The following is a 25,709-nucleotide window of genomic DNA, read 5'->3' on the forward strand; positions in this document are numbered from 1 at the left end:
GCATATCGGAGCGATGGACACTTGGCGAGCCGGCAGGTGTCTTCTTCAACGCGCATCGTGAAAAATGATGCCCACCGTGTGCCGCATCCCGGAGCGCAGGCGGCTGACGCCGTGGCGTAGATTGACCCGGTAATTGCCCCTGGTGCCTTGTACCGGACGGTTGTGCACGGCAAAGATCACCGCGTCGCCCTGGGTCAGCGGCACCACTTCGGCGCGGCTCTGCATGCGCGGGCGCTGTTCAGTCAGCACGAATTCGCCGCCGGTGAAATCCTCACCGGGCTGCGACAACAGGATCGCCACCTGCAGCGGGAAAGCGAGATCGCCATAGAGATCCTGGTGCAGGCAGTTGAAGTCGCCGGGGCCATACTGGAGGAGAAGCGGCGTCGGCCGGGTCTGGCCCTGGTCATGGCAGCGTTCGAGGAAGGCGGCGTGGTCATCGGGGTAGCTCTGTGCTGCGCCCATGCGCTCGTTCCAGTCGTTGGCGACCGCAGCAAGACGCGGATAGAGCGCGGTGCGCAAGGCGCCGATCAGGTCGGGCAACGGGTAGCGGAAATAGCGGTACTCGCCCTTGCCGAAGCCATGGCGCGCCATCACCACATGGCTGCGGAAATGCTCCTCATGCGGATAGAGCGAGGCGATCTCGGCGCACTCCTCGGGTGAAAGCAGTGCCGGCATGACGGCGCTGCCATGGCTATTTAGTTCGCCGACCAGTGCACTCCAGTCTTGCGCTGCGACGCGCGCTTCGGCCGAGTGGGTTGCACGTTTGGCGCCTATCGAATGGATGGTCATGGATGCCTCCTTTGCCTGCGGTCAAAGTGGGGCGAACGGCGGACGTGAGCCACCCGATTCCTGCGGGGATGGCGAAGCTGCTGATCTCCCCCCTCGTGGGGGACATGGCCGGCAGGCCAGAGGGGGGGCGCTGTCCCGCCGACCTGTCAGCCAATAGTGATCGTACCTTGGGCAAGCACCAGAAGTTTGCGATCCTTCGCGCCCCCCTCTGCCCTACCGGGCATCTCCCCCACGAGGGGGGAGATTGGCAGCTTCACCCCTTGCGGCGATAGCCCTCCAACTCCGGGTCCAGATCGACCCTCACCGCGTTGGTGAACACGCAGGTCGCCACCATGATGCCGGCGAAGGCGACGAGGTTGACCAGCAGCGTGTCGTTGTAGCGGGCCTTCAGCACTGCCCAGATATCATCGGGAACGGCATTGGCATCGGCGGCGACTGCCTTCCCAAAATCGATCAGCAACGCATCGTCGGCGCTGGGCTCGACCGCCTCGGGATCAAGGCCGCTATCGATCAGCGCGCGGCGGAAGAAGGTGACCGGAATCTCGGCGCGGCATATCTCAGCGATCGCCAGCGACAACAGCCAGATGGCGCGGTCGTCGAGTGTGGGCTTCAGCAGATCGCGCAGGGTGAACCATTCGGCATAGATGCGGTGCGCCGCAGGCGAATGCAGCAATATGCGCTTCATGTTGGTCATGCGCCCGCGCAGGCCAAGCTCCCTGTCGTGCTCGGCGCGGATGTCGGGCGAAGCCGTGTCGTAGTCGATCGGCGGGATCATGGCCATGGGATCGTCCTTGGTTGGTGGCAGCGCGAGGCGTTCTGCGCTCACCCAGGCGTCGTGTGCAGTTCCGGCGCGCTGCGCAGCGTGTTGGACACCGTGCAGATCGCCTCGGCGTCCTCGACGATCCGCTGCTTCGTCGCCGCGTCGAGATCGCCTGCAATATCGAGCCTGATGTTGATCTTTTCGACGCGCGACGGTTCGTCCTTGGCCTTCTCGCCGCTGACCTCGGCGCGTACTTCGCCAAGCTCGGCGGCAACCCCGAGACGGCTGGCGGCGATGCGGGCGCTCAGCACCATGCAGGCGGCAAGCGAGGCATAGAGCAGGTCGAGCGGATTGAAGCCCGGCGCGCTGACGCTGGTGACGACATCGACCACGCCGCCGGTCGGCGTTGTGATGGCCGGCAGGCCGCCAGGTTGCAACGTTGCCGTCGCGCCGGTGACGCGGGTCCTGACCTTCAACTCAGTCATCGCAAAATCCTTTCAGCCGGCAGTCCGGCAAAGATCAGGGGCACCATGGCGCGCAGGCGAGTGCGGTTCGCACACCCATTGCGTTGCCGAAAACAACTACCATTTGATTAGACACGACCGGCGAACTTGTGCCTACTGCATCATCCACGGGGATGCGGATAACCGAGGAGTTGCCCATGATTGCGCTCACTGTAAACGGCGAGGATCGCAGTGTCGACGTGCCGGACGATATGCCGTTGTTGTGGGTGCTGCGCGATGTCATCGGCCTGACCGGCACGAAGTTCGGTTGCGGCATAGCCCAGTGCGGCGCCTGCACGGTGCAGCTTGACGGACAACCGGTGCGATCCTGTGTGTTGCCGGTTGCCTCGGTCGGCGCGCGCCATGTCACCACCGTGGAGGCGATCGGTGCGACGCAATCGGGCAAGAAAGTGCAGCAGGCCTGGCTCGACCTCGAAGTGATCCAGTGCGGCTATTGCCAGTCCGGCCAGATCATGTCGGCCACGGCGTTGCTGGATCGCAACCCCGACCCGAGCGACAGCGATATCGATGCGGCGATGTCCGGCAATATTTGCCGGTGCGGCACCTACACGCGAATAAGAGCGGCCATAAAACAGGCCGCGAAGGCCTGAGGGAGATAGCCAGCCATGAGCAAGCCGTCCTCCTCCACCCAAAAGGCCACCTCGCGTCGCGCCTTCCTGCAAGGCAGCGGTCTTCTGCTCGGCTTCACGATGCTGGGCGCCGGCATCAGGCCAGGTTTTGCCGCGGCCGAGCCCGTCGAGGGCGACGTCACCGCCGCCTTTTCACCCGATGCCTTCATCCGCATCGACAGCGACGGCAAGATCACCTTCATCCTGCCCAACATCGAGATGGGACAAGGCACGCACACCGGCGAAGCCACGCTGATTGCCGAGGAACTCGAAGTCGGCCTCGACCAGGTAAAGGTTGTCGACGCGCCGCCCAACGACAAGCTTTACACCACCGCCGCCCTTGGCGGCCAGGCAACCGGCGGCTCCACCTCGATGCGGGCAACCTGGGAATCGCTGCGCAAGGCAGGTGCTGCAGCCCGCACAATGCTGGTTGCGGCAGCCGCCGCGCAATGGTCGGTTCCGGTTTCGGAATGCAGCGCCAAGCTAGGCGTGGTCACGCATCAGCCGACAGGCCGGCAGCTGGCCTATGGCGCGCTCGCCGACGCAGCCGGCAAGCAACCGGTGCCGAGCGACGTCAAGCTCAAGGATCCCAAGGATTTCGAACTGATCGGCAAGTCGCTGCGCCGGGTCGACACGGCAGGCAAGGTCAATGGCGCAGTGATCTACGGCATCGATGTGCGCGTGCCCGACATGAAGGTGGCGACGGTCGCCGCCTGTCCGGTGATTGGCGGCAAGCTCGGCGATGTCGACGAGACCGCGGCGCGCGCCGTTCCCGGCGTGCGCGATATCGTGAAGCTGGACAATGCGGTCGCGGTGATCGGCGATCATTTCTGGGCCGCCAAGAAGGGTCTCGAGGCGCTTAGCATCACCTGGAACGAAGGCGCCAACGCCAAGCTTTCAAGCGCCGATATGATGGCCACGCTGAAGGCTGCGTCCCAGCAGAAGACGCCGATCATGGCGCGCCAGGAAGGCGATATCGCCGGGGCGCTGAAAGCTGCCGTCAACACGGTCGAGGCAAGCTATGAATTGCCGTTCCTGGCGCATGCGCCGATGGAGCCGATCAACTGCGTCGTGCATGTGCGCGCCGATGAATGCGAGATCTGGCTCGGCACCCAGGTGCCCACCCAGGCGCAAGGCTGGGCGGCACAGGTCACGGGCTTTCCGCTCGACAAGGTCATTGTGCACAATCATCTGATCGGCGGCGGTTTCGGCCGCCGGCTTGTCGCTGAATATGTCGGCCAGGCGGCGGCGATCGCCAAACAGGTGAGCTACCCGGTCAAGGTCATCTGGACGCGTGAAGAAGACATCCAGCACGACCTCTACCGGCCCACCTACTACGATCGCATCTCGGCCGGTCTCGGTGCCGACGGCCTGCCGGCTGTGTGGATCGACCATGTCGCCGGCGGCTCGGTGCTCGGCAACTACATTCCGGGAGGCTGGCCGCAGGACAAGCTTGACGACGATGCCGTCGAGGGCGCCGCCAAGCCGCCCTATGATCTGCCCGTCATCCAGGTCGACTGGGTGCGCGAGGATCCGCCGGTGCCGATCACCTGGTGGCGCGGGGTCGGGGCCACGCACAATGTCTTCGTGGTCGAAAGTTTTATGGACGAACTCGCCCATGCAGTGGGCAGGGATCCGGTGGAGTATCGCCGGGCGCTGACCAAAAACCAGCCGCGAGCAGCGGGTGTGCTCGAGCTTGCGGCCGAGAAATCCGGCTGGGGCTCGCCGCTTCCAGCGGGAAGCGGCCGCGGCATTTCCCTGCACGATGCCTTCGGCAGCTTCATGGCCGCGGTGCTGGAAATCTCGGTCTCACCAGCCGGCGAGATCACGCTGCAGCGCGCGGTGGTCGCCGTCGATTGCGGCATCGCCATCAATCCCAACACGGTCGAAGCGCAGATCGAAGGCGGGTTGATCTTCGGCCTGTCGGCGGCGCTCTACAGCGGCATCACCTTCAGCAATGGCCGCGTCGACCAGAGCAATTTCCACGACTACCGCATCCTGCGCAACAATGAGGCGCCGAAGATCGAGGTCTATCACGTCAAGAGCCTGGAATCGCCCGGCGGCATCGGCGAGACGGCAACGGTTTCGGCCGGCCCTGCCCTTGCCAACGCGATCTTTGCCGCAACGGGAAAACGCCTGCGCAGCCTGCCCATCGACCGCAACCAGCTGAAGAGCGACGGCGCCGACAAGACCAGCGTATCGATGGTGCCGCCGCTGGCAGCGCCGTTGCTGGCGGTGCTGGCGAACAGCGAGGAGAGTTCCGGGATCGGCGCCGAAACCGAAGCCGAAGTGCTGTGAGGACCAAGCCATGAAAAGATTGGTCCGCATCCTCCTCGCTGTCGTGGCCGTCATCGCCGTCGGCATTGCGATCTTCCTGTTCAAGCCGGCGCCGCTGCCGGACGTCTCGGTGGCGGCGGCAAAGCTGCCGTCGGGCCAGGCGCTGATCGACCGCGGTGAATATCTGACGCGGGCCGGCGATTGCATTGCCTGTCACACGACATCAGGCGGCCAGCCCTATGCCGGCGGCCTTGCCTTCAAGCTGCCGTTCGGCACCGTCTACTCCCCCAACATCACCGCCGACAAGGAAACCGGCATCGGCGACTGGAGCGACGCGGAGTTCGTGCGCGCCTTGCATCAAGGCATCGACAAGCAAGGCCGCAATCTCTACCCCGCCTTTTCCTATGCCGCTTATGCGCGGATGACCACGGAAGATGCGCTGGCGATCAAGGCCTATCTGTTCAGCCTGCCGCCGGTGCACGCCGAGGCGCCGAAGAACGATCTCGGCTTCCCGTTCAACCAGCGTTATGTCCTGCGGTTCTGGAACCTGCTGTTCATCCCCAACGGTCCGCTGCCGCAGGACGAAAAGCAGACCGCGGAATGGAACCGCGGTGCCTATCTGGTCGAGGCCATGGCGCATTGCGGCGAATGCCACACGCCGCGCAACCTGCTCTATGGGCTCGACAACGGCAAGAAATTCGCCGGCGCCGAACTGCAGGGCTGGAAGGCCTACAATATCAGTCCGGACAAGACGACCGGCATCGGCAGCTGGAGCGACGAGCAGCTCATCGACTACCTGTCCAAGGGTCATGCGGAAGGGCGCGGCTCAGCCACCGGCAGCATGGGCGAAGCCGTCGACTATAGCCTGCGCCATTTGACGCCGGAAGACGTCAAGGCGATCGTCGCCTATGTAAAAACCGTGCCGCCGCAAGTCAGCAGCGACAAGGCGATCGTCGAAGCGGAGCCGCCGGCAACGCTGACGACGTCCATCGCCTATGCTCCCTCTGCGGATTCCGTGGCGCAAGGCGGGCTCGGCCTCAAGCTGTTCCAGGGCGCCTGTGCCAGCTGTCACGGATGGAACGGCGAAGGGCTGCAGACACCCTATGCGGCCCTGCGCGGCAGCCGCACGGTCAATGATCCCGATGGCACCAACCTCATTCAGGTCATCCTGAAGGGCGCGCATATGACGACGCCGCTGGGCAAGCAGGCGATGCCGGCCTTCGCCAACGCCTATTCGGATGTCGAGATCGCGGCGCTCGGCAATTACGTGCTGGCGCATTTCGGCGGCAAGCAATCCGCCATCACGCCGGCCGACGTCGCCAAAGCGCGGGCGCAATGAAGGATGGCGGTGATGCTCCAGCTCACCGCCAGCCGCGCAAAATGTGTTTCTGGATCTTGCCGGAGGCGGTGCGCGGCAGCACCTCGGTGAGCACAAATTCCTTCGGTATCTTGTATCGGGCGATGCGGGCCACGCAGTGGGTGGCGAGTACCGCCGGATCGAGGACGCAGCCCGCCTTCAGCACCACGAAAGCGCGGCCGACCTCGCCCCAGCGCTCGTCCGCGATGCCAATGACAGCCGCTTCTGCAATGTCGGTATGATCGAGCAGCGCCATTTCGACTTCGGCCGGATAGACGTTCTCGCCACCCGAAATGAACATGTCCTTGCGGCGGTCGACGAGGGTGACAAAGCCGTCTTCGTCGCGGCGCGCAATGTCGCCGGTGCGGAACCAGCCATCGGATGTGAAGGCCTGCGCGGTCTCGTCCGGCCGGTTCCAGTAGCCCGGCGTGACGTTGGGGCCACTGAGCCAGATCTCGCCCGCCTCGCCGGCTGCGGCGTCGTGGCCATCTTCGTCGACGATGCGCAAGGACAGCGACGGCGCCGGCAGGCCGGCGGAGCCTGCCTTGCGCGCGATCTGGCCGGCCTCGACCGGCATGCCGAGCACCGTGCCGGCCTCGGTCATGCCGAAGCCGTCGACCATGCGCACGCCCTGCTCCAGCCACCAGAGAATGTCGGCGGCAGGATTTGGGGCGCCGCCGGTGAAGATGGCGGTGAGCGTGATCCAGTTCGCCGGCGCGAACGCGGCATCGTTGCGCAGCATTCTGGCCATCTGCGGGACGCAGAAATAGTGGGTGACGCCGAGGTCCGGGTCGGCCAGGCGGCGGTTGGTGAGACCGGCCTCGAAGCCGGACGAGATCAGCACGGTGCCGCCTTGCAGCAAGGGCGGGCGCAGGCTGGTGATGAGGCCGATGACATGGAACATCGGCGCGTCGCAAAGGAAGATGCTTGAATTGCCGACCCGCCCCAGCACGCCGAAATTGACCGCGGTGGCAAAGGCGTTGGCCTCGGTGATGATGACGCCCTTGGGGCGACCCGACGTGCCCGAGGTGTAGAGGATGATCGACGGCTGATCGGCCGGCGGCAAAGGCCGGCGCGGCGCCGGCGCCTGCACGTCCACCGCCGCCGTGAAATCAGCGACCTCGACCGTCATGCACCCCTTGAGCGGCGCGGTATCAAACGCGGCATCGTGCAAAAGCAGTGCGGGATCGCAATCGGCAAGGATCGCCTGTTGCTCGGCTGCGGTGAGGCGCCAGTTGACCGGCACGAAGACGGCGCCGAGGCGCATGGCGGCCTGCTGCAGGATGAGGAGATCGGCGCTGTTGCGGGCGACGGTGGCGATGCGCTGACCCGGCTTGATACCGTAGCCGTTCTGGAGCACGGCGACGGCACGTTGGATGGCCTCGTCGAGACCGCGATAGGTCCAACGCCGCCCGGAAGCGAGGTCGACGCAAGCGAGGCGCTCGGGCTGCGTTGCGGCATGCAAGGCCACGGGATCGGGCGTCGTCCAGGCCGGCATCTACATCTCCCTCCCCGATTGGATGTTGGCTGGTCACCTTGCCTTGTCGTAGGCGCCGAGGCCGGGCTTGTAGCTCTTTTCGTCGATGAACTGGCGGATGCCTTCCTTGCGGCCGTCATTGTCGTAGGAATTGGCCGCTTCCTGTGCGCGCACCAGATAGTCCTCGGCATTGTCGTAGGTCATCTCGGCAACGCGGCGGATGGCGTCCTTGGTCGCCTTCAACGCGACCGGGTTTTTCTTCAGCAAAATATTCGCCACTTCGGTGACGCGCGCCTTCAACTTTTCCAGAGGCAGGCTTTCGTTGACCAGCTTCCAGGCCGCCGCCTTCCTGCCATCGATGAGTTCGCCGGTCAGCGCATGATACATGGCGTCGCGCATCGACAGCAGGTCGACCACCACCTTGGTGGCGCCGCCGCCGGGCAGGATGCCCCAATTGATCTCCGACAGCGCAAACTGGGCCTCGTCTGCCGCGAAAGCGAGGTCGCAGGCAAACAGCGGGCCGTAGCCGCCGCCAAAGCACCAGCCATTGACCATCGCGATGGTCGGCTTGCGATACCAGCGCAGCCGCCGCCACCAGCCATAGGCTTCGCCTTGGGCCTTGCGGACGGCGCTCAGCCCCTTGGCCTCGGTCTCGCGAAAATACTCCTTGAGGTCCATCCCCGCCGACCAGGCATTGCCCTCGCCCGACAACACCAGCACGCCGACATCGTCGCGGTATTCCAGTTGGTCGAGCACTTCCATCATGCGCCGGTTGAGCGCCGGGTTCATGCAATTGCGCTTTTCAGGCCGGTTGAAGCGCACCCAGGCGATGCCGTCCTCGATGTCGAAGGCTACGGTCTCTTCGGTCATGGAAACTCTCCTCCGGCTTGCGGTCTTGCATGGCAAGCGAAGAGCCGTGCTCCTCCTTGCATTAATCGCTATGCTACATAGCTTTTATGATCGCTATGTTGCATAGTCTTTTTTGCTTGACAAGGGTTTTGATCGCGGCGATCGATTGCAGCATGATCGAGACTGCAAATCGCACCGGTTCCCGCAAGATGACCAGGGTCGCGCCCGAAGACAGGCTCGACGCGCAGATCGGCTACAATCTGCGGCGCGCTTCGGCCCTGGCGCTCAATGATTTCGCCGTCGAGTTTGTCGATGCGGCGCTGCGCCCGGTAACCTACGGCATGCTGGCGCTGATCGACGAACGGCCCGGCATCAGCGCCGCCGAGCTCTGTCGCCTGCTCGGCATGAAAAGCGCCAACATGGCGCCGCTGCTTGCCGAACTCGAGGAGCGCGGGCTGGTGGAGCGCGACGACCATGCGCAGGACAGGCGTGTGCAGGTGCTCGCTTTGACCAAGGCAGCCAAAGCGGCCATGCCGGCATGGCGGCTCAAGGTGCGCCGGCACGAGGACCGGTTCCTGCAGCGGCTAACAAAAAAAGAGCGCGCAACGCTGCTGCGCCTGCTGCGGCTGATCTGGACCGAGGAAGAGTAAGCTCTGCGGAAGACTTTTCGAACAAGGCGATGGCGGCGCATCCTGCCAATCTGATTCAGGCCGCATGGCCCCCGCCTGTCAGGAGCCTTCACGGCCCCGGTACCGATTTTGGCAGCCCTTTGCTAGGCTCGTCCCATCCGCAACAGGATCACCACGACCATGATCGTCCAGGCCTGCATCAACGGCGCGCGCCCCGCCGATTTTCATACCACGCTGCCGCTCGACGCCAACGCCATGGCGCGCGACGGGGCGACCTCTGTCGCAGCCGGTGCGGCGGAGCTGCATGTCCATGCCCGCGGCAGCGACAGGCAAGAGAGCCTTTCGCCGGCAGCGATGGACCCGACGATCGCAGCGCTGCGCCGCGCATGCCCCGGCACGCTGATCGGCGTTTCCACCGGCGCCTGGATCGAGAACGACGATGTCAGCACGCTGGTCGCCATCGCCGGATGGCGCGAATTGCCGGACTATGCCTCGGTCAATCTCAGCGAGGCGGCGGCGCCCATCGTGATGGAGAGCCTGCGCCAGCGCGGCATCGGCATCGAGGCGGGCCTGGCTTCGATCGCCGACGCCGAACGGCTGGTCAGCCTCGACCATGGCGGGCGCGTTCTGCGCATCCTGATCGAGATTTCCGAGCAGACGCTGGACGAGGCCTTTGCCGTTTCGGACGGCATCGAAAAGGTGCTGAAGCGTGCCGGCATCCGGCGCGCCGTCCTGTTGCATGGCGCCGACGCCACGGTCTGGCCGTTCGTGCGCCGTGCGGCGGAGCGCAACTGGTCTACTCGCGTCGGGCTGGAGGACGGCAAGGAGCTGCCGGATGGCACGGTGGCTTCCGGCAATGCGGCGCTGACGGCGGCTGCTGTGGCGATCTTTCGGGCCAGCCGATCGGCGTAGCGGCTGACGCATGCGTCGATGATAGGTGATCTCGCCCTCGGGGGAGATTGCCATCTTCCCGAAGCTGGCACAACAGCGAGCGATAATTTCGCACTTGCTGTTATTAAAAATTTCTCATAGGCTATTTTCATATCAGAAAGAAATTATCTTCTATTTTTCTCCTTTATGAAAGCCTTGCCCTTTGCGTGAGCATCTCGATCAAACCGATCGACGGCTGGTCAAGCTGTTGTCGCAGGATGCCCAGCCCGGCATCAACCGGCTCGCCGAGACGATGGCGATCTCGGTGCCGACGGTGCGCACGAGGCTGCGCAATCTGCTTGACCGCAACCTTTTGAAGATCGTCGGACTGCTCAATTTGACCGAGCGTCCGGAGCTGATCTCGGCCATTGTCGGCATCAACGCGCAGGGACGTGGCCGCGCCCGGGAACTCGCGCAGCGCATTGCCGAACTGCCTTTCGTCAACTCGGCCTCGGTGGTCACCGGGCGCTTCGACATCATTGTCGACGTGACCGTCGCCGGCGATGTCGCCGACCTCTACCGCATCACCAGCGAGCTGATCCCTGGTGCCGGCATTCCCGGCGAAGTGGTGCGCAGCGAGACCTTCGTCGTCATGGCCTCCTGCAACAAATGGGTCAGCCTGCCCGAAGGCTGCTGGTCGGAAGAAACACCGACGCGCAAGGAGCCGGCATGAAGATCGCTGTTCTCGGCGGCCTCGGCCTGCAGGGCCGGGCGGCCATCGCCGATCTCGTCGCTGGCGCCGGTGTCGAGGAAATCGTCTGCGTCGATACCGCATCTGACGGCCCTGCCCGGCTTGCCGGCCTGACCGACCTTTCTCGCGTGCGTTTCGTCGTGCCTGAAGGAGCCGTCGGCCCGGCGCTCGCCACTGTGCTGGCCGATGTCGACGCCGTCATCGATCTGTTGCCGCAGCCGCTGATGCGCGAGGCGGTGCAGGCCGCGATCGCAACACGCACGCCGCTGGTCACCACCAATTACGGCAAGGCCATTGCCGATCTCGCGCCAGAGGCTGAACAGGCTGGCGTTTCGATCATGACCGAATGCGGGCTCGACCCCGGCATCGACCTCGTGCTTTACGCGCGCGCCGCAAAACAGTTCTCTTCGATCTCCTCGATCGATTCCTATTGCGGCGGCATCCCCGAGCCGAAGGCTATGGCCAAGCCGCTTTGCTACAAGGTGAGCTGGAATTTTGACATGGTTCTGGTCAGCCAGAATCGCGACAGCGTGATGATCGAGGATGGCAAGCGCGTCGAAGTGCCGGCGGGCCAGCAGCACGACAACCGCTTCATCCACGAGATCGAGGTTGCGGGCCTCGGCCGGCTGGAAGCTTTCCCCAATGGCGACGCGCTGCACTATGTCGAGATGCTTTCTGCTGCCAAGGGCTTGTGGCGTTCGGGCCGCTACACGCTGCGCTGGCCGGGATGGTCGGCGTTCTGGGCGCCGCTGAAGGAACTAGGCTTCCTCTCCGAAGACAAGGTGCCCGGCACAAGCGCCAGCCCGCGCGAGTTTCTCGGCCGGCTGCTCGGCCCGCAATTGCAGTATGGCGCCGACGAGAAAGACCTTTGCGTGATGCGCAATGTCTTTTCCGGCCTCGAGGGCGGTCGCCGAAAGACGGTTACATCGGACCTGATCATCGAACGCGACCTGGCCTCCGGCCTGTTCGGCATGAGCCTTGGCGTCGGCTATCCCGCCAGCATCGTGGCGCAGATGCTGGCGCGGCGCGAGATCACCACGACTGGCCTTCTGAACCCGCTGCTGCATGTGCCCGACGAACCCTTCTTCGACGAACTGGCCAGGCGCGGCATCAAGGTGACCGAAACGGTGGTCTGGGACTAAGAATTTTCGAACGGTGGCTGCCGCCGGCAAACGGCGCTGCCGCTCAAAAAGGAGCCCACGGGAATCCGCGGGCAAAACAACAGATACAACAGGGAGGAATGCCACATGAAGATTGCCAGACTTTTCATCGCCGGACTTGCGCTTGCGGGCTTTACCGCTGCTGCCAGTGCCGGAACGCTCGACGAGATCACCAAGCGCGGTGAACTGCGCGTCGCGGTGCAGACGCAAGGGCCGCCCTTCTCGCTGGTCGGCGCCAATGGCGAACGCACGGGCAGTTCGGTCGAACTCGCCGAGCTGATGGCCAAGGAAATGGGCGTCAAGATCACCTTCCTCGACTATGACTGGGACGGGCTGATCCCGGCGCTACTTTCCGGCAAGGCCGATCTGCTGGTCGCCGACATGACGCCGACGCTGGCGCGCGGCATGAAGGTCGCCTTCACCACGCCCTACATGTACACGGGCAGCACCGTCTTCACCAAAGCCGACAGCAAGTTCAAGACCACCGAGGACTGCAAGGCCAAGGGCACCAAGATCGCAGTGCTATTGGGCGCCACCGGCGAAAAGGAAGCCAAGAACGCTTTCCCCGATGCCGACATCAAGAGCTACAAGGGCGGCGGTCCGCTGCTGCTCGACGCGGTCAACAACGGCCAGGCCGATTGCGGCGTCAACGACGTCTCGGCGGTCACGGGCCAGTCGACCGCTTATCCCGCCGGCACCTTTACCATCATGCCGGACCTGTTGTCGAAGGAGCCGCTCGCCTTCGCCACCCGTTATGACGAGCCGGACCTGTTGATTTGGATGAACCTGTTCCTCAACCAAGTCACCATCGACGGCCGCCTGCAGAAGAACCTCGACTACTGGGTGAATTCCGACGCCTGGAAGAAGGACCACTGAGGAATTAGCGAGTAGCGAATAGGGAGTAGCGAATAGGGAATGGCCGTTCCGGCTATGCTTTGTGCTGCTCCCTACTTCCCTATTCGCTATTCGCTATTCGCTAATCGCCCTCCCTCTTCACCCCCGTGCGCCCATGCTCGAAAACTTCAGCTTCCGCACCATCGTCGAATATCTGCCGCTGTTCGGGCAGGGTCTGATCACGACCGTGTGGCTGTCGGCGCTGTCCTTTGCCGGCGCGCTCGCCGTCGGCATCGTGCTCGCCGCCATGAACCTGCAGCGCGGCCAGCTGTTTCGCATTCCGGCCAAGGCCTATATCGATGCCGTGCGGGCCACGCCGTTGCTGGCGCAGCTCTACTTCCTCTATTTCGGCCTGCCGCGTCTCGGCTTCGTCCTGCCCGAGCTCGTCGTCGGCATCATCGCTTTGTCGCTGAACAGCGGCGCCTATGTCGCCGAGATCATTCGCGCCGGCATCCTGTCGATCCCGCGCGGCCAGGTCGAAGCCGGCGTCGCCTCGGGCATGACCTATGTCCAGCGCATGCGCCTGGTCATCCTGCCGCAAGCCTTCAAGGTGACGATCCCGCCGCTGCTCGGCCAGGCGATCGTGCTGGTCAAGGATTCCGCGCTTCTGTCGCTGATCTCGGTTTCCGAACTGACGCGCGCCGGCCAGTTGCTGGCGTCCGACCGCTTCATGCCGGCGGAAGGGTTCATCACCATCGCCGCCTTTTATCTGCTGCTCTACTATTGCCTCAAAGGACTGGCGGGGCTGTCCAGTCGCTGGCTCGGCTTGCAGCCGGCAAGGAGCAGCACATGATCTGGCAGCAGCTGCAAAGCCTCGCCGGCAGCTATCCCCTGGCGCTGCGCGGCCTCGGCATGACCGTGATGCTGTCGCTGATCAGCCTGGTGCTGGGCACGGCTCTCGGCTTCGGCCTCGGCATCTTGCGCACCGGTGGCAACCGGCTGATCTCGAGCGTGATCGGCGCCTGGGTCGACCTGATCCGCGGCACACCGTTCCTGGTTCAGATCTTCCTGATCTTCTTCATCCTGCCGGAGTTCGGCATCGAGCTCGATGCCTTCACCGCCGGCATCATCGCGCTCACCAACCTCGCCGCCTGCTTCATCTGCGAGATCGTCGCCGCCGGTATCCGCTCGGTGCCGACCGGCCAGGTCGAGGCAGCGCTGGCATCGGGCCTGTCGCGCTGGCAACGCATGCGCCAGGTGGTGCTGCCGCAAGCGATGCGCATCGTGCTGCCGCCGCTGGTCGGGCAATATGTGCTCTTGATCAAGGATTCTTCCGTCGTCTCCGCGATCGGATTGACCGACCTCACCCGCGTCGGCTGGCTGGTGGTGCAGCGTGTGCCCAACGGCCTGCTGGTCTTCTTCCTGGTCGGCGTCGGCTATTTCATCGTCTGCTACCCGCTGATCATGCTCGCCCGCCGGCTGGAGCGCCGCATGGGCGCGGCGCATGGCGAGGTGCAGCTGTGACATCGAACCCCAAAGGGCGCACGAATATGAGCACGCCAAGCCAGGCCAAAACGGGCATGATCGACTTTCGCGGCGTCAACAAATGGTTCGGCTCGCTCAATGTGCTGAAGGACATCACGCTCAGCGTCGAACCGCGCGAAGTGGTCGTCGTCTGCGGCCCGAGCGGCTCGGGCAAGAGCACGCTGATCCGCTGTATCAACGGCCTGGAGGCGATCAAGGATGGCGACCTCATCGTCGATGGCCAGCGCCTCGGCGACCCCGCCACCAACATGACGCAGCTGCGCACCGAGATCGGCTTCGTCTTCCAGTCGTTCAACCTCTACCCGCACAAGACCGCGCTAGAAAACGTGACGCTGGCGCCGCTCCATGTGCGCAAGATCCCGCGAGCCGAGGCCGAGCAGGCCGGGCGCGACTTGCTGGCCAAGGTCGGTCTCGCCGACAAGGTCAACGCCTATCCCTCACAGCTCTCCGGTGGCCAGCAGCAGCGCGTGGCCATCGCGCGCTGCCTCGGCATGCGGCCGAAAATCATGCTGTTCGACGAGCCGACCTCCGCCCTCGACCCCGAGATGATTTCCGAAGTGCTCGACGTCATGGTGGCAGTGGCCGAGGAAGGCATGACCATGATGGTGGTGACGCACGAAATGGGCTTTGCCCGCAAGGTAGCGCAACGCGTGGTGTTCATGGACGCCGGCGCGATCGTCGAAAGCGGCACGCCGGAGGAGTTTTTCTCGCAGCCGAAGACCGAGCGCAGCCGCGCTTTTCTCAGCAAGATTCTCAGGCATTAAGTTCGAGACTCGAACAGTTCGCCACCGCCAGGTCTGAGATGGTCGATCTGCGACTAGGCATCAAGGATCGCGCTTACCAGTCGCGCGGTGCGCGGCGCGAGCGTCAGCCCTATGTGTCCATGGCCGAAGGCAAGGATCACATCCCGCCCGCCTCTCGATGGCCTGATAACGGGCACAGAACTGGGCATCGAAGGCCGGAAGCCTAGCCATGTGCGGCTCGGCTCCCCCAGGTCTGGAAAAACCCGACGCGAATTCTCCACCAGCGCCGCCACCAACCGCTGATTGGCGGGAACCCCCAATCCGCCGAGTTCTACAAGGCCTGCAACGCGCAACCGGCCTCGCATCGGGCAAAGATAGAAGCCGAGCGCTGTAGGGCAGACCGGCCGTTCAATCGGCGGGCGGGTCATGTCAAATTCGATGTGATAGCCGCGTTCGGTGTCGAGTCTGACCGGATCACTGATCTGGGCGGCGAGCCTTTGCGAGTGGGCACCGGCGGAGATGACAGCGGTCCGGGCGCGGATGTCGAAGGGGCCTGCGATGATCCGGATCCCATTCGCTTCCCGGGCGATCGTTTGTGCAGAGGCCTTGACGAATTGCACACCTGCCCGCCGGACTGTTGTGGTCAGCCGATGCATCGCTTCGCCCGGATCACTGAGATTGAGCGCGTCCGGAAAAAACAGGCCGCCGCCTTGGAAGGGCGGTAGCCGAGGTTCGAGCCGATGCACTTCGTCGGCCGAAAGCAGCTCCTGACCAACGCCATAGAGGCGGCGCAGATCGATGTCGCTAGCGGCTGCCTTGAAGGCCTTGGGCGTTTCGTAGAGATAGAGACAACCCTTCGCGGAGAGCAGGTCCGATGCCCCTATTTCCGCTGCGAACTCCTCCCAAGCCGCCGATGCGTCCGATACGAGTTCGGCGATCCGGCAGGTGTTTTCCCTGAATCGGTGCGGCAGGGATTCGTATGCGAACCGCGCCAGCCAAGGGAACAGGGTCGGCAAGGCGGAAGCACGGATAGACAACGGACTGCGCGCGCTGAGCAGCAGGGAAGGCAAATTCCTCAGAACCGCCGGCGTCCCGACGGGTATTACCGCATAGTCCGCGATGGTCCCTGCGTTGCCGTAAGATGCGCCACTGCCGGGTTCGTTCGGTTCGATCACGACAACCTCGCGTCCGTCGGCGCGAAGCCGAAGTGCAATCGCCAAACCTATGACGCCACCGCCGATCACGGCGATGTCGGTCGAAATCCTGCTCATCTGGTCCACATGTGTTGAGGCAAAGACGGTGGCTGGCGCCCGGGACTTTGCGAAACGGCGTTGGCAGTGCCGTGCCGGATCGCACTGCGCCAATGGGGTTCTGTTAGGACTACTTGCTGGCTGGAGTTCAGGCAGGCGCGGCGTAGCGCGCGACATAGGCAGCCGTTCGCCCTTCACGCGGGTTGTCGAGCACGTCCGCCGCCGTTCCCTGTTCGATGATCCGGCCGCCATCAATGAAGACGACCCAGTCCGAGACTTCGCGGGCGAAAGGCAGTTCGTGGGTGACGAGGATCATCGTCATGCCGTCCTTTGCCAGTTCTCGCATCACACGCAGCACCTCACCGGTCGATTCCGGATCGAGCGCGGAGGTCGGCTCGTCGAACAGAAGCACAGTCGGTCCGAGAGCCAGGGCGCGCGCGATCGCGACACGCTGCTGCTCGCCGCCAGACATGCGTTCCGGATAGGCTGTTGCCCGATGCGCGAGACCGACGCGCGTGAGCAGGCGCACCGCGCGCTCGACCGCTTCGCGCTCCCCGATTGCGGCGGCATGCATTTGGGCGAGAACGACATTTTCCACCGCTGTCAGATGCGGGAACAGGTTGAAGCGCTGAAACACCATGCCGACGCGCTGGCGCAGCTTGGCGAGGTTCCTGCACGTCACCGCACCCTTGTTGCAGATCGTCTCGCCATTGACCTCGATGACGCCATCGTCGGGCTGCTCGAGCAGGTTGACGCAGCGCATCAGCGTCGTCTTGCCGCCGCCGCTTTGGCCGATGATGCTGACGATGCGGCCAGCCGGCACGTCAAGATCGATGCCACCGAGCACCTGCCTGCCGTCGAAGGATTTCCGTAGGCCACGGATGGTGACTGCCGGGCCGGAAGCCGTCGTGCCAAGCTCCCTATTGAGTGTCTTGTGTGCCATCGGTCTAGGCTCCGCCCGCGAGCAGCGTCTTCGCCAGCTTCAGCCGCCGCCGGCGCCCCAGCGACAGCGGTACGCCAGCCTGAATGGTCCGCTCCAGCCAGAGCAGGCATTGCGAAATCGGATAGCAGACGGCGAAATAGATAGACGCAATCACCAGATAGACTTCGAGTGCCCGAAACGTTTCGGAGGCGATCAGCTGCGCCTGGGTCATCAGTTCAACGGCAGAGATCGTCACCAGAAGCGACGTCGATTTCAGAAGGTCGACGAACATGGTGTTGGTGCCGGGCAATGCCAGCCTCAACGCCTGAGGTAGAATGACGTGGCTAAAGGTGGTGCCGCGGCCAAGGCCCAGCGCCTGGGCTGCCTCGTTCTGACCGGAATGGATGCCGGCGATGGCTGCGCGGAATATCTCGGACAGATAGGCGGCATAGAACAACATGAGGCTCAGCACGCCAGCGACGAAGACGCTGAGCTTGATCCCGACCGACGGCAGGCCGAAATAGGTAACGAAGATAATCGCGAGCAGCGGGACGTTCTTGAATATCTCCGTGTAGATGGCGGCCGGCAGACGCACCAGACGCAAGCGATTGAGGCGCATCAACGCCAGCACGAGACCGAGGACAGCGGCACCGACAAAGCTGACGATCGTGTAGGCCAGGGTCCTGAGCAGACCCCAGCCGAGATTGCTTGCGTAGTCGCTCCAGGGAACCTGGAAAAACCCGGTGAGAGCGTGGAAAAGGGACATGTGCCTGCCCCGACGCTCAAGGCGCGATTGAGGGCGGCGACCAATCCGCGGCGCGGTCCACGCCCCGGCGCTGAGCCGCCATCTCCGGCGAAGGAACCAGGAACTGCTTCGGATCGCCGCCCCATTTGGTGACGAGCGCGGCAAGCGAGCCGTCCTTGTACATTGCGTCGATCTGGTCCGAGACGGCCGTCGCGAGCTTCGGCGCCTCTTTCGGCAGGTAAAAGCCGGTCATGTAGGGCTGAAAATACTGATAGTCGGGATGGGCTTTGATCTCGTCGGCCGTTGGCGGCGCCAGATATGCGACACGGAACTTCATGTCCGGCCGTTCCTTCTGCTGATAGATGATCAGCAGTGGGTCGAGAAAGCCGACATCCAGCCTGCCTGATGACAGGTCCTGAAAGACACTGTCGGCCGAGGGATAGGTGTGCGGGGTGGCATCGGGCACCTGCGCGATGGATTTCGCCCAGACATAGCCGGTGACGGTTCCGAGATCCTTGCCTTCCAGGCTCTTGACGTCCGGATAGTCTGTCGTGCCCTGCACGGCCATCGCCGGTGGCGAATAGTAGGGCGGGTCGGTGAAGAGGCCGACCTTCTGGCGCGTATCCGACCAGGCAATGCCGCCGATCGTGATGTCGGCACGCCGCGACTGGACCGATGCCAGCATACCGGGAAAATCGGTGACGCTCACTTCCATCTTGAGGCCCAATTTGTCGGCGACCGCGGCTAGGATATCGCTGTCCAGCCCGACGAGTTTCTCGTCCTTCATCGCCGTGTAGGGCATGTAGGGCTCGATCGTGACCTGTAGGACGCCCGGCTTCAGCGTCTCAAGCCCGTCCGCATGCGCCACCGTGGCCAGCAATCCAACCCCTACCAAAGCGGCAATGCCAACCTTGAAACGCGAGCGCGACAAAACACCCTTTTCCATCCCCGATACCTCCCTGTGACCGGATCAATATATTTGTGATATATCGAATAGTATATTATATGAATCCGTTGTCAAGTGATTCCTTGGCGATAGGATTCGATCCCTGTGAGGTGAGTTGGATGGACGCGCGGATGCCGGAAGACGATGCCGACAATGTCGAGGCTGGCTCGACATTGGCCGAGCGCACCTATCTGCAGCTGCGGGAGGACATCATCACGGTTAAGCTGGCGCCCGGCACCCTGCTTCGTGAAACCGATCTCATGCGGCGGCTGGACGTCGGCCGCACGCCGGTGCGCGAGGCGCTGCTGCGACTGCAGCGCGATGGCTTCGTCGACGTCAACGGCCGCCGCGGGACCTCTGTCAGTACGATCGACATCAGCGATCTATCTGCGATCTATGAGGCCAGGGCGAGAATAGAATCCTGGGCGACGCGATTGGCCGCCGAACGTCTGCGAGAGCCTGAGCGTCGAGAAGCGCGCGCCCTGATCAGCGAACTGGCCGCCTTTGCGAACCCTCCGGAACTCGAGCCCCTGCTTGCGCTCGACCGGCGCATCCACCGCTTCATCTACCGCGCCGCCAAGAACCCCTATTTGTTCGACACGCTCGACCACTACCACAACCTGTCACTCCGGATCTTGCATGTGGCGACGCGGCGGTTTCCGGAACTCATGTCGGGGCTCGACAAGGTCCTGCAGGAGCAAACTCTTATGCTCGAGGCGGTTTGCCGGGGAGATGGCGAAACGGCCGAGCGCATCGCGCTGCATCACGTCCTCAGCTTCGAACAGGATGTTCGCAAGATCATCTAGCCGATTTGGCGTGACAACGACCTCCTCCCGCGCGACCGAGCGCGCAGACGGTTCCGTTTCATCGAACAAGCGCGTCTTCAGCCGAATTTCGTCAGCGGCTCTGCGTTGATCTCGACCCAGTCGCAGCGCCGGCTGTCGTGGTAGAAGGATTGGAAGGGCGGCGGGAAGGACGGGTCGGCGAAGGCGCCGACGGGAATGGCAATCACACCGAGCTGCGTGTCTATCCGGTAGTGGACGCTGGTGCCGCAATCCGGGCAGAAGCTGTAGATGACGCGGCCACCCTGGTCGCCGGTGCGGGTGAACTGCTTCGACCGTCCTTCGGTCGATACATCGCCTTCGGCAAACCGGACATTGTAGCTGAAGGCACTGCCGGTGCGGCGCTTGCAGTCCAGGCAATGGCAGACCGAGATGCGCACCGGCTCACCCGTACAGACGGCTGACAGCTGGCCGCAAAGACATTGCGCGCGGCGCGTGACCATGGCGGGCTCCTCCCCTCGAAGAACGTTACTGCGTGTCGGCGCTGGCCCTCAACTCGGTACGCTTCTCGTCCGACACGACCGCCAGATCCAGTACCTTTTGCAGTTCGGCGGCGTGGTGGAAAGACGGTTCGGCCTGCACGCCGCTTGCGACCGCATCGACGAAGCGCTGGTAGTTGGTCGGTACCGTGCCAGCGTCGATCGTCTGCCATTTGGCAGTTTCGATGTTCTCGCCCAGGCACGCCTTCAGCTCCGAGCCTTCGAGATTGTGCACGACCTCCATGCCGCCCTTGTCGCCATAGATGCGCAGGCGCAATTCGTTCATATGGCCGGTCGCCCAGCGGCTGGCATGGACGACGCCGAAGGCACCGTTGGAAAAATCCATCGTCATGGCAAAACTGTCATTGGCGTCGAGGTCATACTCACCGATGCGGTTGCCCGGCGCCTTGTCGAAGGCGCGCAGCCGGCAGAACACGTGGTCGATGTCGAGTGCCGCGCCATAGCTGGCGAAATCGAGGATGTGGATGCCGACATCGCCGAGCACGCCGTTGGAGCCGTGGCCGCGCGACAGCCGCCACAGCCATTTCGGATCGGTGCGCCAGTCGCCCCAGAATTTCGACACCAGCCAGCTCTGCAGATAGGAGGCCTCGACATGGCGCACGGTGCCGATTTCGCCGGCCAGCACCATCTGCCGCGCCTTCTGCAAGGGAGCGACATTGCGATAGGTGAGGTTGACCATGTTGACGATGCCAGCGGCTTGCGCCGCATCTGCCATCTCGCTGGCCTTGCCGAAATTTTCGGCCAGCGGCTTTTCGCACAGCACCGGCTTGCCGGCCGCAATCAGCGCCATGGTCGTCGGATGGTGGATGCGGTCCGGCGTGACGTTGGCGACCGCATCGAAACCGCCCCAGTCGAGCGCTGCCTCCAGCGAGGTGAAGCGCTTCGGGATCTTGAAGCCGTCGGCGAATTCACCGACCCGCTTTTCATCGACATCGACAGCGCCGACGATCTCGACGCCGTCGATGGCACCAAAGCGGCGGGCATGCTCCTGCGCCATCCAGCCGGTACCCAATATTAAAAGCCGCATTTTCTACACTCCAAGCGAAATTGGTTCGATTCAATCATATGGGACGAATGCGGTCTAGGCGACTCCGTGGGGAAGCCTCCACGCCTTTTTCTTGGATTTTGTTTTAGCGGAAACCCGCCTCGCCCGAGGCGTGCAGCTTGCCGCCGCGCTCGACGATCGGCTCCAGCGCCTTGTCGACCGGCACATTCGGCGCATCGAGGATCGCCGACTTCGTACCTTGCGGGTTGTGCGCCCATTTCACCGCGTTGCGCAGCACCTTGTGCACGGTGGCGTCGTGATAGGTCGGATAGGTCTCATGGCCCGGGCGGAAGTAGAAGACGTTGCCGGCGCCGCGCCGATAGGTCAGCCCCGAACGAAACACCTCGCCGCCCTGGAACCAGGAGATGAAGACTGTCTCCAGCGGCTCCGGCACTGCAAACTGCTCGCCATACATTTCTTCGTTCTCGAGCTCGAAAAATTCGCCGACACCTTCGGCGATCGGATGGCTGGGGCTGGTCACCCAAAGCCGCTCGCGCTCGCCGGCCTCGCGCCATTTCAGCGTGCACGGCGTGCCCATCAGCCGCTTGAAGATTTTCGAGAAATGGCCGGAATGCAGAACGATCAGCCCCATGCCTTCAAAGACCCGGCGGGCGACGCGCTCGACGACTTCGTCGGCAACGGCGCCATGATCCTTATGGCCCCACCAGACCAGCACGTCGGTCTCGGCCAGACGATCGGCCGGCAGGCCATGCTCGGGCTGCTCAAGCGTGGCGGTCGAGGCGGAGATCGCCTTGTCGGTGTTCAACGCCTTGGCGATGGTCGTGTGCATGCCCTCGGGATAGAGGGCGGCGACCACCTCATTGGTCCGCTCATGGATGTTCTCGCCCCAAACGACAGCGCGTATTGTCATGATGTCCTCGTGGAATTCCAGCCGATCCGCCGCGAACAGTCATAGTCTGACCGGGGGTGAGAAGGGAATAGGCAGTAGGGAATAGGCAATAGGGCAGAAAGGGAGAAACGGGCAAAGGAGGCCTCTAGCCCCTACTGCCTACTGCCTACTGCCTACTGCCTACTGCCTACTGCCTACTGCCTACTGCCTACTGCCTACGCTCCCCGCCCATCCTGGGCGACCTGCGTCAGCGGCTTCGAGAGTCGCGGCACGACGACGAGGCGCTTGATCTTGCCCTTCTTGTAGGCGGAGAGGAAGCGGGCATAGTCCTTGAAGACGACGCAGCCGTTGGATTCCGCACGGCCGCCGCGCAGCATGTAGGTATGCGCGAGCAGGCCGTCGCGACCGTATTTGTTGCTGCCGCTGACGGGAGTGAGACGGATCGCCTCGACGCCATGGAAGCGGGATTCGCGCAGCCTCAGATCATAGGTGTCCGGCGGCGTCGGGCCGACGTTCTTCTTGTGGACGAAACGCGGCTGATCGACCATCGAGCCCAGCCCCGAATGGGCCTCGAGCCGCGAACCATCCGGCATGTAGACGGTCTTGGCCGAGATATCGTAGACGGCAACACCGCCGCCCATTCCGGGCGTGGCGAACAGATCCTTGAAGGCCCGGCCGACACCGCCGGCAGGGACATCCGGCTTGGCGTAGGCCATCATCTCGCCGGCTTGCGCCTTGGTCCGTCTGCCCGGCTTGGTGCGGATGGTCTGGCTGCCTGGCACGCCCGGCAGTGCGGCGACATCCGAAGTGCTGCGCGGCGAGCGCGGCGACACAATGCCCGGAGACTGGGGTGCGACGGTCTCGGCCGCCCTGTCCGCCTGAGGCTTGGCCGCTTGCGCCCTGGGCTTGCTGGGCGCCTCGGCAGGCTGAGCGGTTTCGGCGCGCGGACGCCGACCCGGCAGTGCAATGTTGTCGGGCAGATCATCCTGCGGCGGCAGCGAGGCGACCTGAACCTCGGCCTGCTCAGGATTTTGCGCTCCGACAATTGCCGCGACGGCCGGCGGCGGCGCCAGCATGTCAGCGCCCTGATCCGGCACTGTGTTGGCCAGCGCCAGCGCCAGGCGGGACGAGCGTTCAATCTCAGCCACTTCCGGCCCAAAGCGCTCCGAGGCTGGGCCATGCTGGTCGGGCATGCGGACTTCAGCGAAACGGGCAGCGGCCGGAAGGCTGGCAAGCATGAAGGGCGCATTCGAGGCCTTGGCGAAGGCGGCAGCCAGCTTTTGCGGCGACAGCTTTGCCTTGGCCACCACGCCGTCGAAGCGCGCATCGCGCGGCGTGACAAGTGCAATGCTGGTGTTGGGCTGGGCGTTAGTGCTTGCGGCGACCGCGTTCGGCGCGATGGGATGCGCGGCCGGCTTCAGCCTCGCCGTCTTGCCGTCATGCGCGAAGCTCGCGGCGGCGCGCCTGCAGCCGGCGTCGCATTGGCTGAGCAGCGAGGCCTGTAATTTTTGCGCCGAAAGCCGCGGTGCCCATGAATTGGCAAGGTTGCGGCGGGAATCGGCAAGCGTGATGGTGTGCGGCAGAAGCAGGCTTTGCGGCAAGGTGTTGGAAGCGGCGGTGAGCGACGTTCCCAGCGAATAAAGGCCGGCCATGGTCGCCACCGACCACAACGCAAGGGCCACGCCGACAGCCGGCACCACCACCCAGCGCTGGCCGGATCTCTTCGAAGTCAAATCCCGTTCAGGATTGTCGCCCCGGTCTTTCAAACGCAAAAACGCCATACAACCACTCTCAATCGGCATGCAGGCTTGCGACCCTCGCATCCGTGACATCCACAGTTCGCTGGTGCCCCCTGCACCTTTCGCGTCTGTTGCCGATTGAATCAAAAGATGGACAAAGTTGGTTAACCAATCCCTCCATCAGCCACCGATTATACGGTGCCCGATACGAAAAAAGAGCCCTCCATGGTCTTCGCCACGGTAGAAATGCTCTCCCTCACCCCCGCCTTGCTGCCCGTTTTTGCGATCCAAGTCAAGGAAACGCTGCGTCAGGTAGTGTCTCAGTCGGGGCGCTTTTGTCCTTTAGGTCCGGTGGGCATTGGTAATTCCCTAAACCAGCAAAACCTTCTACTGCCCAACTACGGACGCCGCTGGCCGCGCCGACGTGATAGGATCGGCGTGACGTAGAACGATCCTCCACACGCCATCCTCCCGCCGGAAGATAGTGGTGGTCCGAAGCGCAATCGGCACCAGTTTATCGGCGCCGCCAACCTTGGATTGGACCCGCTCGATCTCCATGATATAGCCCAAGTCTGCCGTCGCGTACTCGGCAATTCGCTCAAACCCGATGACCTCGCCATCCCGGTAGTTGGTGGCAGCTCGATCCATGGTCTCAGCAGCTTTTGTCCATCCCTTGGCCGGTGGACCGAACGGGTTCGCGATTATCACGTCATCGCGTCGCGAATAGAGGCTTTTCAGGGGCTCAGGATCGCCCTTAACAAAAGCACCCACAGCCCGATGATCCTGTTCGATGACTTTCGTTAGGTCGGAGGCCAACATTCCAATGCCCATCAAATTTGGTTTTCCAAAACCAAATCATACCGCATCGGAAGGGCGAGAGCGAGTGGCGCGTAAAGGCCGCCCGATTTCAAACCGAGACACTACCCAGCGTCAGCTTGCTGCAAGCCCAAGCCGATTGCCCGTTGATCGGCTAGTTCAAACTGTTGACCTTCCAGTGGCTGGAAGGTCTATGCGTTGCAAAGTAAGCAGCTTCAATGATGGACATCGGCCCATGAGCACCGGCGTCGCGACCGAAGAATCCGACCTGCCTGCGACATCCCGCTGCCCGCTCATCGACGGATTGGCCGGCATGGACGTAGCGCTGTGAGATGGATGGCGGGAGCGGCGCTGCTGTTGCTGGTCTGTGCCTTCGCGGTGGCCGCCTCTGCCGGCGACGGACCGATCGTGGCTGCGCGGCAGGCATCGATGAAGGAGATGGCGGCGGCGGCTAAAACCATCGCCGGCATGTTCGACGGCAGACAAGCCTATGACGCCGCGACATTCAAGGCGGCGGCGAACACCCTTCGCGCACGCACCGGCCCTGCCCTGATTGCCGAATTTCCGAGCGCCTCGCTGGGGCCGCCTTCGCAGGCGCGGCTGGAGATCGATCCGGCGCGGGCGGAATTCGAGGCGCTGGCTAATCACATCGGGACGTTGGCCGGCGCGCTGGCCGCCAAGGCCGAGCGCGCGCCTGCAGGCATTACCGACGACATGCGCATGGGTGCCGGTCTGGCAATGGGCGGCGGCAGCCTGCTCGGCAAGCGCCTGGTCCCGGCGGAAGCCGATCCGGCCAAACTGCCGGCGGAGCATATCCTGCATCTCATCTTGCAGGATTGCTCGAGCTGTCATTCGAAGTTCCGGCAGAGGACCGAGTGAGG

27 protein-coding genes are annotated in these 25,709 nt (G+C 63.6%); 13 read left to right on the top strand and 14 right to left on the bottom strand.

Annotated features, from left to right (window positions below; genetic code table 11):
* Positions 1 to 45 precede the first annotated feature (45 nt).
* The 3 genes from AC1D1B_RS07855 to AC1D1B_RS07865 form a co-directional block, all read right to left on the bottom strand.
* Entirely contained in the window at positions 46 to 789 is a 744-nt protein-coding gene (locus AC1D1B_RS07855; protein ID WP_477330905.1) for a 2OG-Fe(II) oxygenase, read from the bottom strand.
* 253 nt (positions 790 to 1,042) lie between these two features.
* Positions 1,043 to 1,570 (bottom strand): hypothetical protein, encoded by a 528-nt coding sequence (locus AC1D1B_RS07860; RefSeq protein WP_477332093.1) that lies wholly within the window; start codon positions 1,568 to 1,570, stop codon positions 1,043 to 1,045.
* 41 nt (positions 1,571 to 1,611) lie between these two features.
* Positions 1,612 to 2,034 (bottom strand): OsmC family protein, encoded by a 423-nt coding sequence (locus AC1D1B_RS07865; protein WP_477330907.1) that lies wholly within the window; start codon positions 2,032 to 2,034, stop codon positions 1,612 to 1,614.
* Positions 2,035 to 2,210: 176 nt separating this feature from the next.
* Here AC1D1B_RS07865 and AC1D1B_RS07870 point away from each other — a divergent pair, with 176 nt between their 5' ends.
* Genes AC1D1B_RS07870 through AC1D1B_RS07880 form a run of 3 tightly spaced genes read left to right on the top strand, consistent with a single transcriptional unit; the run spans position 2,211 to position 6,297 of the window.
* On the top strand, positions 2,211 to 2,663 hold the full coding sequence (locus tag AC1D1B_RS07870) for a (2Fe-2S)-binding protein (protein ID WP_477330909.1): 453 nt from the start codon (positions 2,211 to 2,213) through the stop codon (positions 2,661 to 2,663).
* 15 nt (positions 2,664 to 2,678) lie between these two features.
* Entirely contained in the window at positions 2,679 to 4,979 is a 2,301-nt protein-coding gene (locus AC1D1B_RS07875) for a xanthine dehydrogenase family protein molybdopterin-binding subunit (protein WP_477330911.1), read from the top strand.
* A 10-nt stretch (positions 4,980 to 4,989) separates the two neighbouring features.
* The gene (locus AC1D1B_RS07880) at positions 4,990 to 6,297 is read left to right on the top strand and encodes a c-type cytochrome (RefSeq protein WP_477330913.1); all 1,308 of its coding nucleotides are present in this window, start codon (positions 4,990 to 4,992) and stop codon (positions 6,295 to 6,297) included.
* A 22-nt stretch (positions 6,298 to 6,319) separates the two neighbouring features.
* Here AC1D1B_RS07880 and AC1D1B_RS07885 read toward each other — a convergent pair whose 3' ends face one another.
* Both AC1D1B_RS07885 and AC1D1B_RS07890 read right to left on the bottom strand, forming a co-directional pair.
* Positions 6,320 to 7,813: an AMP-binding protein gene (locus AC1D1B_RS07885; RefSeq protein WP_477330915.1), complete on the bottom strand. Its 1,494-nt coding sequence runs from the start codon at positions 7,811 to 7,813 to the stop codon at positions 6,320 to 6,322.
* Positions 7,814 to 7,846: 33 nt separating this feature from the next.
* On the bottom strand, positions 7,847 to 8,662 hold the full coding sequence (locus tag AC1D1B_RS07890) for a p-hydroxycinnamoyl CoA hydratase/lyase (RefSeq protein WP_477330917.1): 816 nt from the start codon (positions 8,660 to 8,662) through the stop codon (positions 7,847 to 7,849).
* 152 nt (positions 8,663 to 8,814) lie between these two features.
* Between AC1D1B_RS07890 and AC1D1B_RS07895 the strand changes: the two genes are divergently transcribed.
* The 8 genes from AC1D1B_RS07895 to AC1D1B_RS07930 all read left to right on the top strand — a co-directional run bounded on the left by AC1D1B_RS07895 (position 8,815) and on the right by AC1D1B_RS07930 (position 15,194).
* Positions 8,815 to 9,291, top strand: a complete 477-nt coding sequence (locus AC1D1B_RS07895) for a MarR family winged helix-turn-helix transcriptional regulator (RefSeq protein WP_477330919.1) — start codon at positions 8,815 to 8,817, stop codon at positions 9,289 to 9,291.
* Positions 9,292 to 9,450: 159 nt separating this feature from the next.
* Complete coding sequence (locus AC1D1B_RS07900; protein ID WP_477330921.1) at positions 9,451 to 10,182, top strand: 3-keto-5-aminohexanoate cleavage protein; 732 nt, start codon at positions 9,451 to 9,453, stop codon at positions 10,180 to 10,182.
* Positions 10,183 to 10,363: 181 nt separating this feature from the next.
* Entirely contained in the window at positions 10,364 to 10,873 is a 510-nt protein-coding gene (locus AC1D1B_RS07905) for an Lrp/AsnC family transcriptional regulator (RefSeq protein WP_477330923.1), read from the top strand.
* A complete protein-coding gene (locus tag AC1D1B_RS07910) occupies positions 10,870 to 12,033 on the top strand; it encodes a saccharopine dehydrogenase family protein (RefSeq protein ID WP_477330925.1) in 1,164 nt (387 codons plus the stop codon). Before AC1D1B_RS07905 ends, AC1D1B_RS07910 begins: the two co-directional genes overlap by 4 nt.
* A gap of 105 nt (positions 12,034 to 12,138) precedes the next feature.
* Entirely contained in the window at positions 12,139 to 12,927 is a 789-nt protein-coding gene (locus tag AC1D1B_RS07915) for an ABC transporter substrate-binding protein (RefSeq protein WP_477330927.1), read from the top strand.
* Between the two features lie 133 nt (positions 12,928 to 13,060).
* Positions 13,061 to 13,738, top strand: coding sequence for an amino acid ABC transporter permease (locus AC1D1B_RS07920; RefSeq protein ID WP_477330929.1), 678 nt, complete (start codon positions 13,061 to 13,063; stop codon positions 13,736 to 13,738).
* Entirely contained in the window at positions 13,735 to 14,409 is a 675-nt protein-coding gene (locus AC1D1B_RS07925; RefSeq protein WP_142869840.1) for an amino acid ABC transporter permease, read from the top strand. Before AC1D1B_RS07920 ends, AC1D1B_RS07925 begins: the two co-directional genes overlap by 4 nt.
* A 56-nt stretch (positions 14,410 to 14,465) precedes the next feature.
* A complete protein-coding gene (locus tag AC1D1B_RS07930) occupies positions 14,466 to 15,194 on the top strand; it encodes an amino acid ABC transporter ATP-binding protein (RefSeq protein WP_477332095.1) in 729 nt (242 codons plus the stop codon).
* Positions 15,195 to 15,247: 53 nt separating this feature from the next.
* Here the strand turns inward: AC1D1B_RS07930 and AC1D1B_RS07935 are convergent, their stop codons facing one another.
* From AC1D1B_RS07935 to AC1D1B_RS07950, 4 genes are all read right to left on the bottom strand, one after another.
* Positions 15,248 to 16,444, bottom strand: coding sequence for an NAD(P)/FAD-dependent oxidoreductase (locus AC1D1B_RS07935; RefSeq protein ID WP_477330931.1), 1,197 nt, complete (start codon positions 16,442 to 16,444; stop codon positions 15,248 to 15,250).
* Positions 16,445 to 16,571: 127 nt separating this feature from the next.
* Entirely contained in the window at positions 16,572 to 17,366 is a 795-nt protein-coding gene (locus AC1D1B_RS07940; protein ID WP_477330933.1) for an amino acid ABC transporter ATP-binding protein, read from the bottom strand.
* A 4-nt stretch (positions 17,367 to 17,370) separates the two neighbouring features.
* Positions 17,371 to 18,111 (bottom strand): amino acid ABC transporter permease, encoded by a 741-nt coding sequence (locus AC1D1B_RS07945; RefSeq protein ID WP_477330935.1) that lies wholly within the window; start codon positions 18,109 to 18,111, stop codon positions 17,371 to 17,373.
* Between the two features lie 16 nt (positions 18,112 to 18,127).
* Positions 18,128 to 19,036, bottom strand: coding sequence for a substrate-binding periplasmic protein (locus tag AC1D1B_RS07950; RefSeq protein WP_477330937.1), 909 nt, complete (start codon positions 19,034 to 19,036; stop codon positions 18,128 to 18,130).
* Positions 19,037 to 19,155: 119 nt separating this feature from the next.
* On the opposite strand from AC1D1B_RS07950, the gene AC1D1B_RS07955 reads away from it, so the two are divergent.
* Complete coding sequence (locus AC1D1B_RS07955) at positions 19,156 to 19,842, top strand: GntR family transcriptional regulator (RefSeq protein ID WP_477330939.1); 687 nt, start codon at positions 19,156 to 19,158, stop codon at positions 19,840 to 19,842.
* A 77-nt stretch (positions 19,843 to 19,919) separates the two neighbouring features.
* Here AC1D1B_RS07955 and AC1D1B_RS07960 read toward each other — a convergent pair whose 3' ends face one another.
* The 5 genes from AC1D1B_RS07960 to AC1D1B_RS07980 all read right to left on the bottom strand — a co-directional run bounded on the left by AC1D1B_RS07960 (position 19,920) and on the right by AC1D1B_RS07980 (position 24,843).
* Entirely contained in the window at positions 19,920 to 20,321 is a 402-nt protein-coding gene (locus AC1D1B_RS07960) for a GFA family protein (protein ID WP_477330941.1), read from the bottom strand.
* 25 nt (positions 20,322 to 20,346) lie between these two features.
* Positions 20,347 to 21,405 carry a Gfo/Idh/MocA family protein gene (locus tag AC1D1B_RS07965; protein ID WP_477330943.1) on the bottom strand — a complete coding sequence of 353 codons (1,059 nt, stop codon included), beginning with the start codon at positions 21,403 to 21,405 and terminating at the stop codon, positions 20,347 to 20,349.
* Positions 21,406 to 21,508: 103 nt separating this feature from the next.
* Positions 21,509 to 22,294, bottom strand: coding sequence for a ThuA domain-containing protein (locus AC1D1B_RS07970; RefSeq protein ID WP_477330945.1), 786 nt, complete (start codon positions 22,292 to 22,294; stop codon positions 21,509 to 21,511).
* Positions 22,295 to 22,488: 194 nt separating this feature from the next.
* A complete protein-coding gene (locus AC1D1B_RS07975) occupies positions 22,489 to 24,054 on the bottom strand; it encodes a DUF2778 domain-containing protein (protein ID WP_477330947.1) in 1,566 nt (521 codons plus the stop codon).
* Positions 24,055 to 24,399: 345 nt separating this feature from the next.
* Positions 24,400 to 24,843 carry a YybH family protein gene (locus tag AC1D1B_RS07980; RefSeq protein WP_477330949.1) on the bottom strand — a complete coding sequence of 148 codons (444 nt, stop codon included), beginning with the start codon at positions 24,841 to 24,843 and terminating at the stop codon, positions 24,400 to 24,402.
* 321 nt (positions 24,844 to 25,164) lie between these two features.
* On the opposite strand from AC1D1B_RS07980, the gene AC1D1B_RS07985 reads away from it, so the two are divergent.
* Positions 25,165 to 25,707: a cytochrome c gene (locus AC1D1B_RS07985; protein ID WP_477330951.1), complete on the top strand. Its 543-nt coding sequence runs from the start codon at positions 25,165 to 25,167 to the stop codon at positions 25,705 to 25,707.
* Positions 25,708 to 25,709 lie beyond the last annotated feature (2 nt).

This window comes from Mesorhizobium sp. P2_C5_2 (assembly GCF_056404535.1).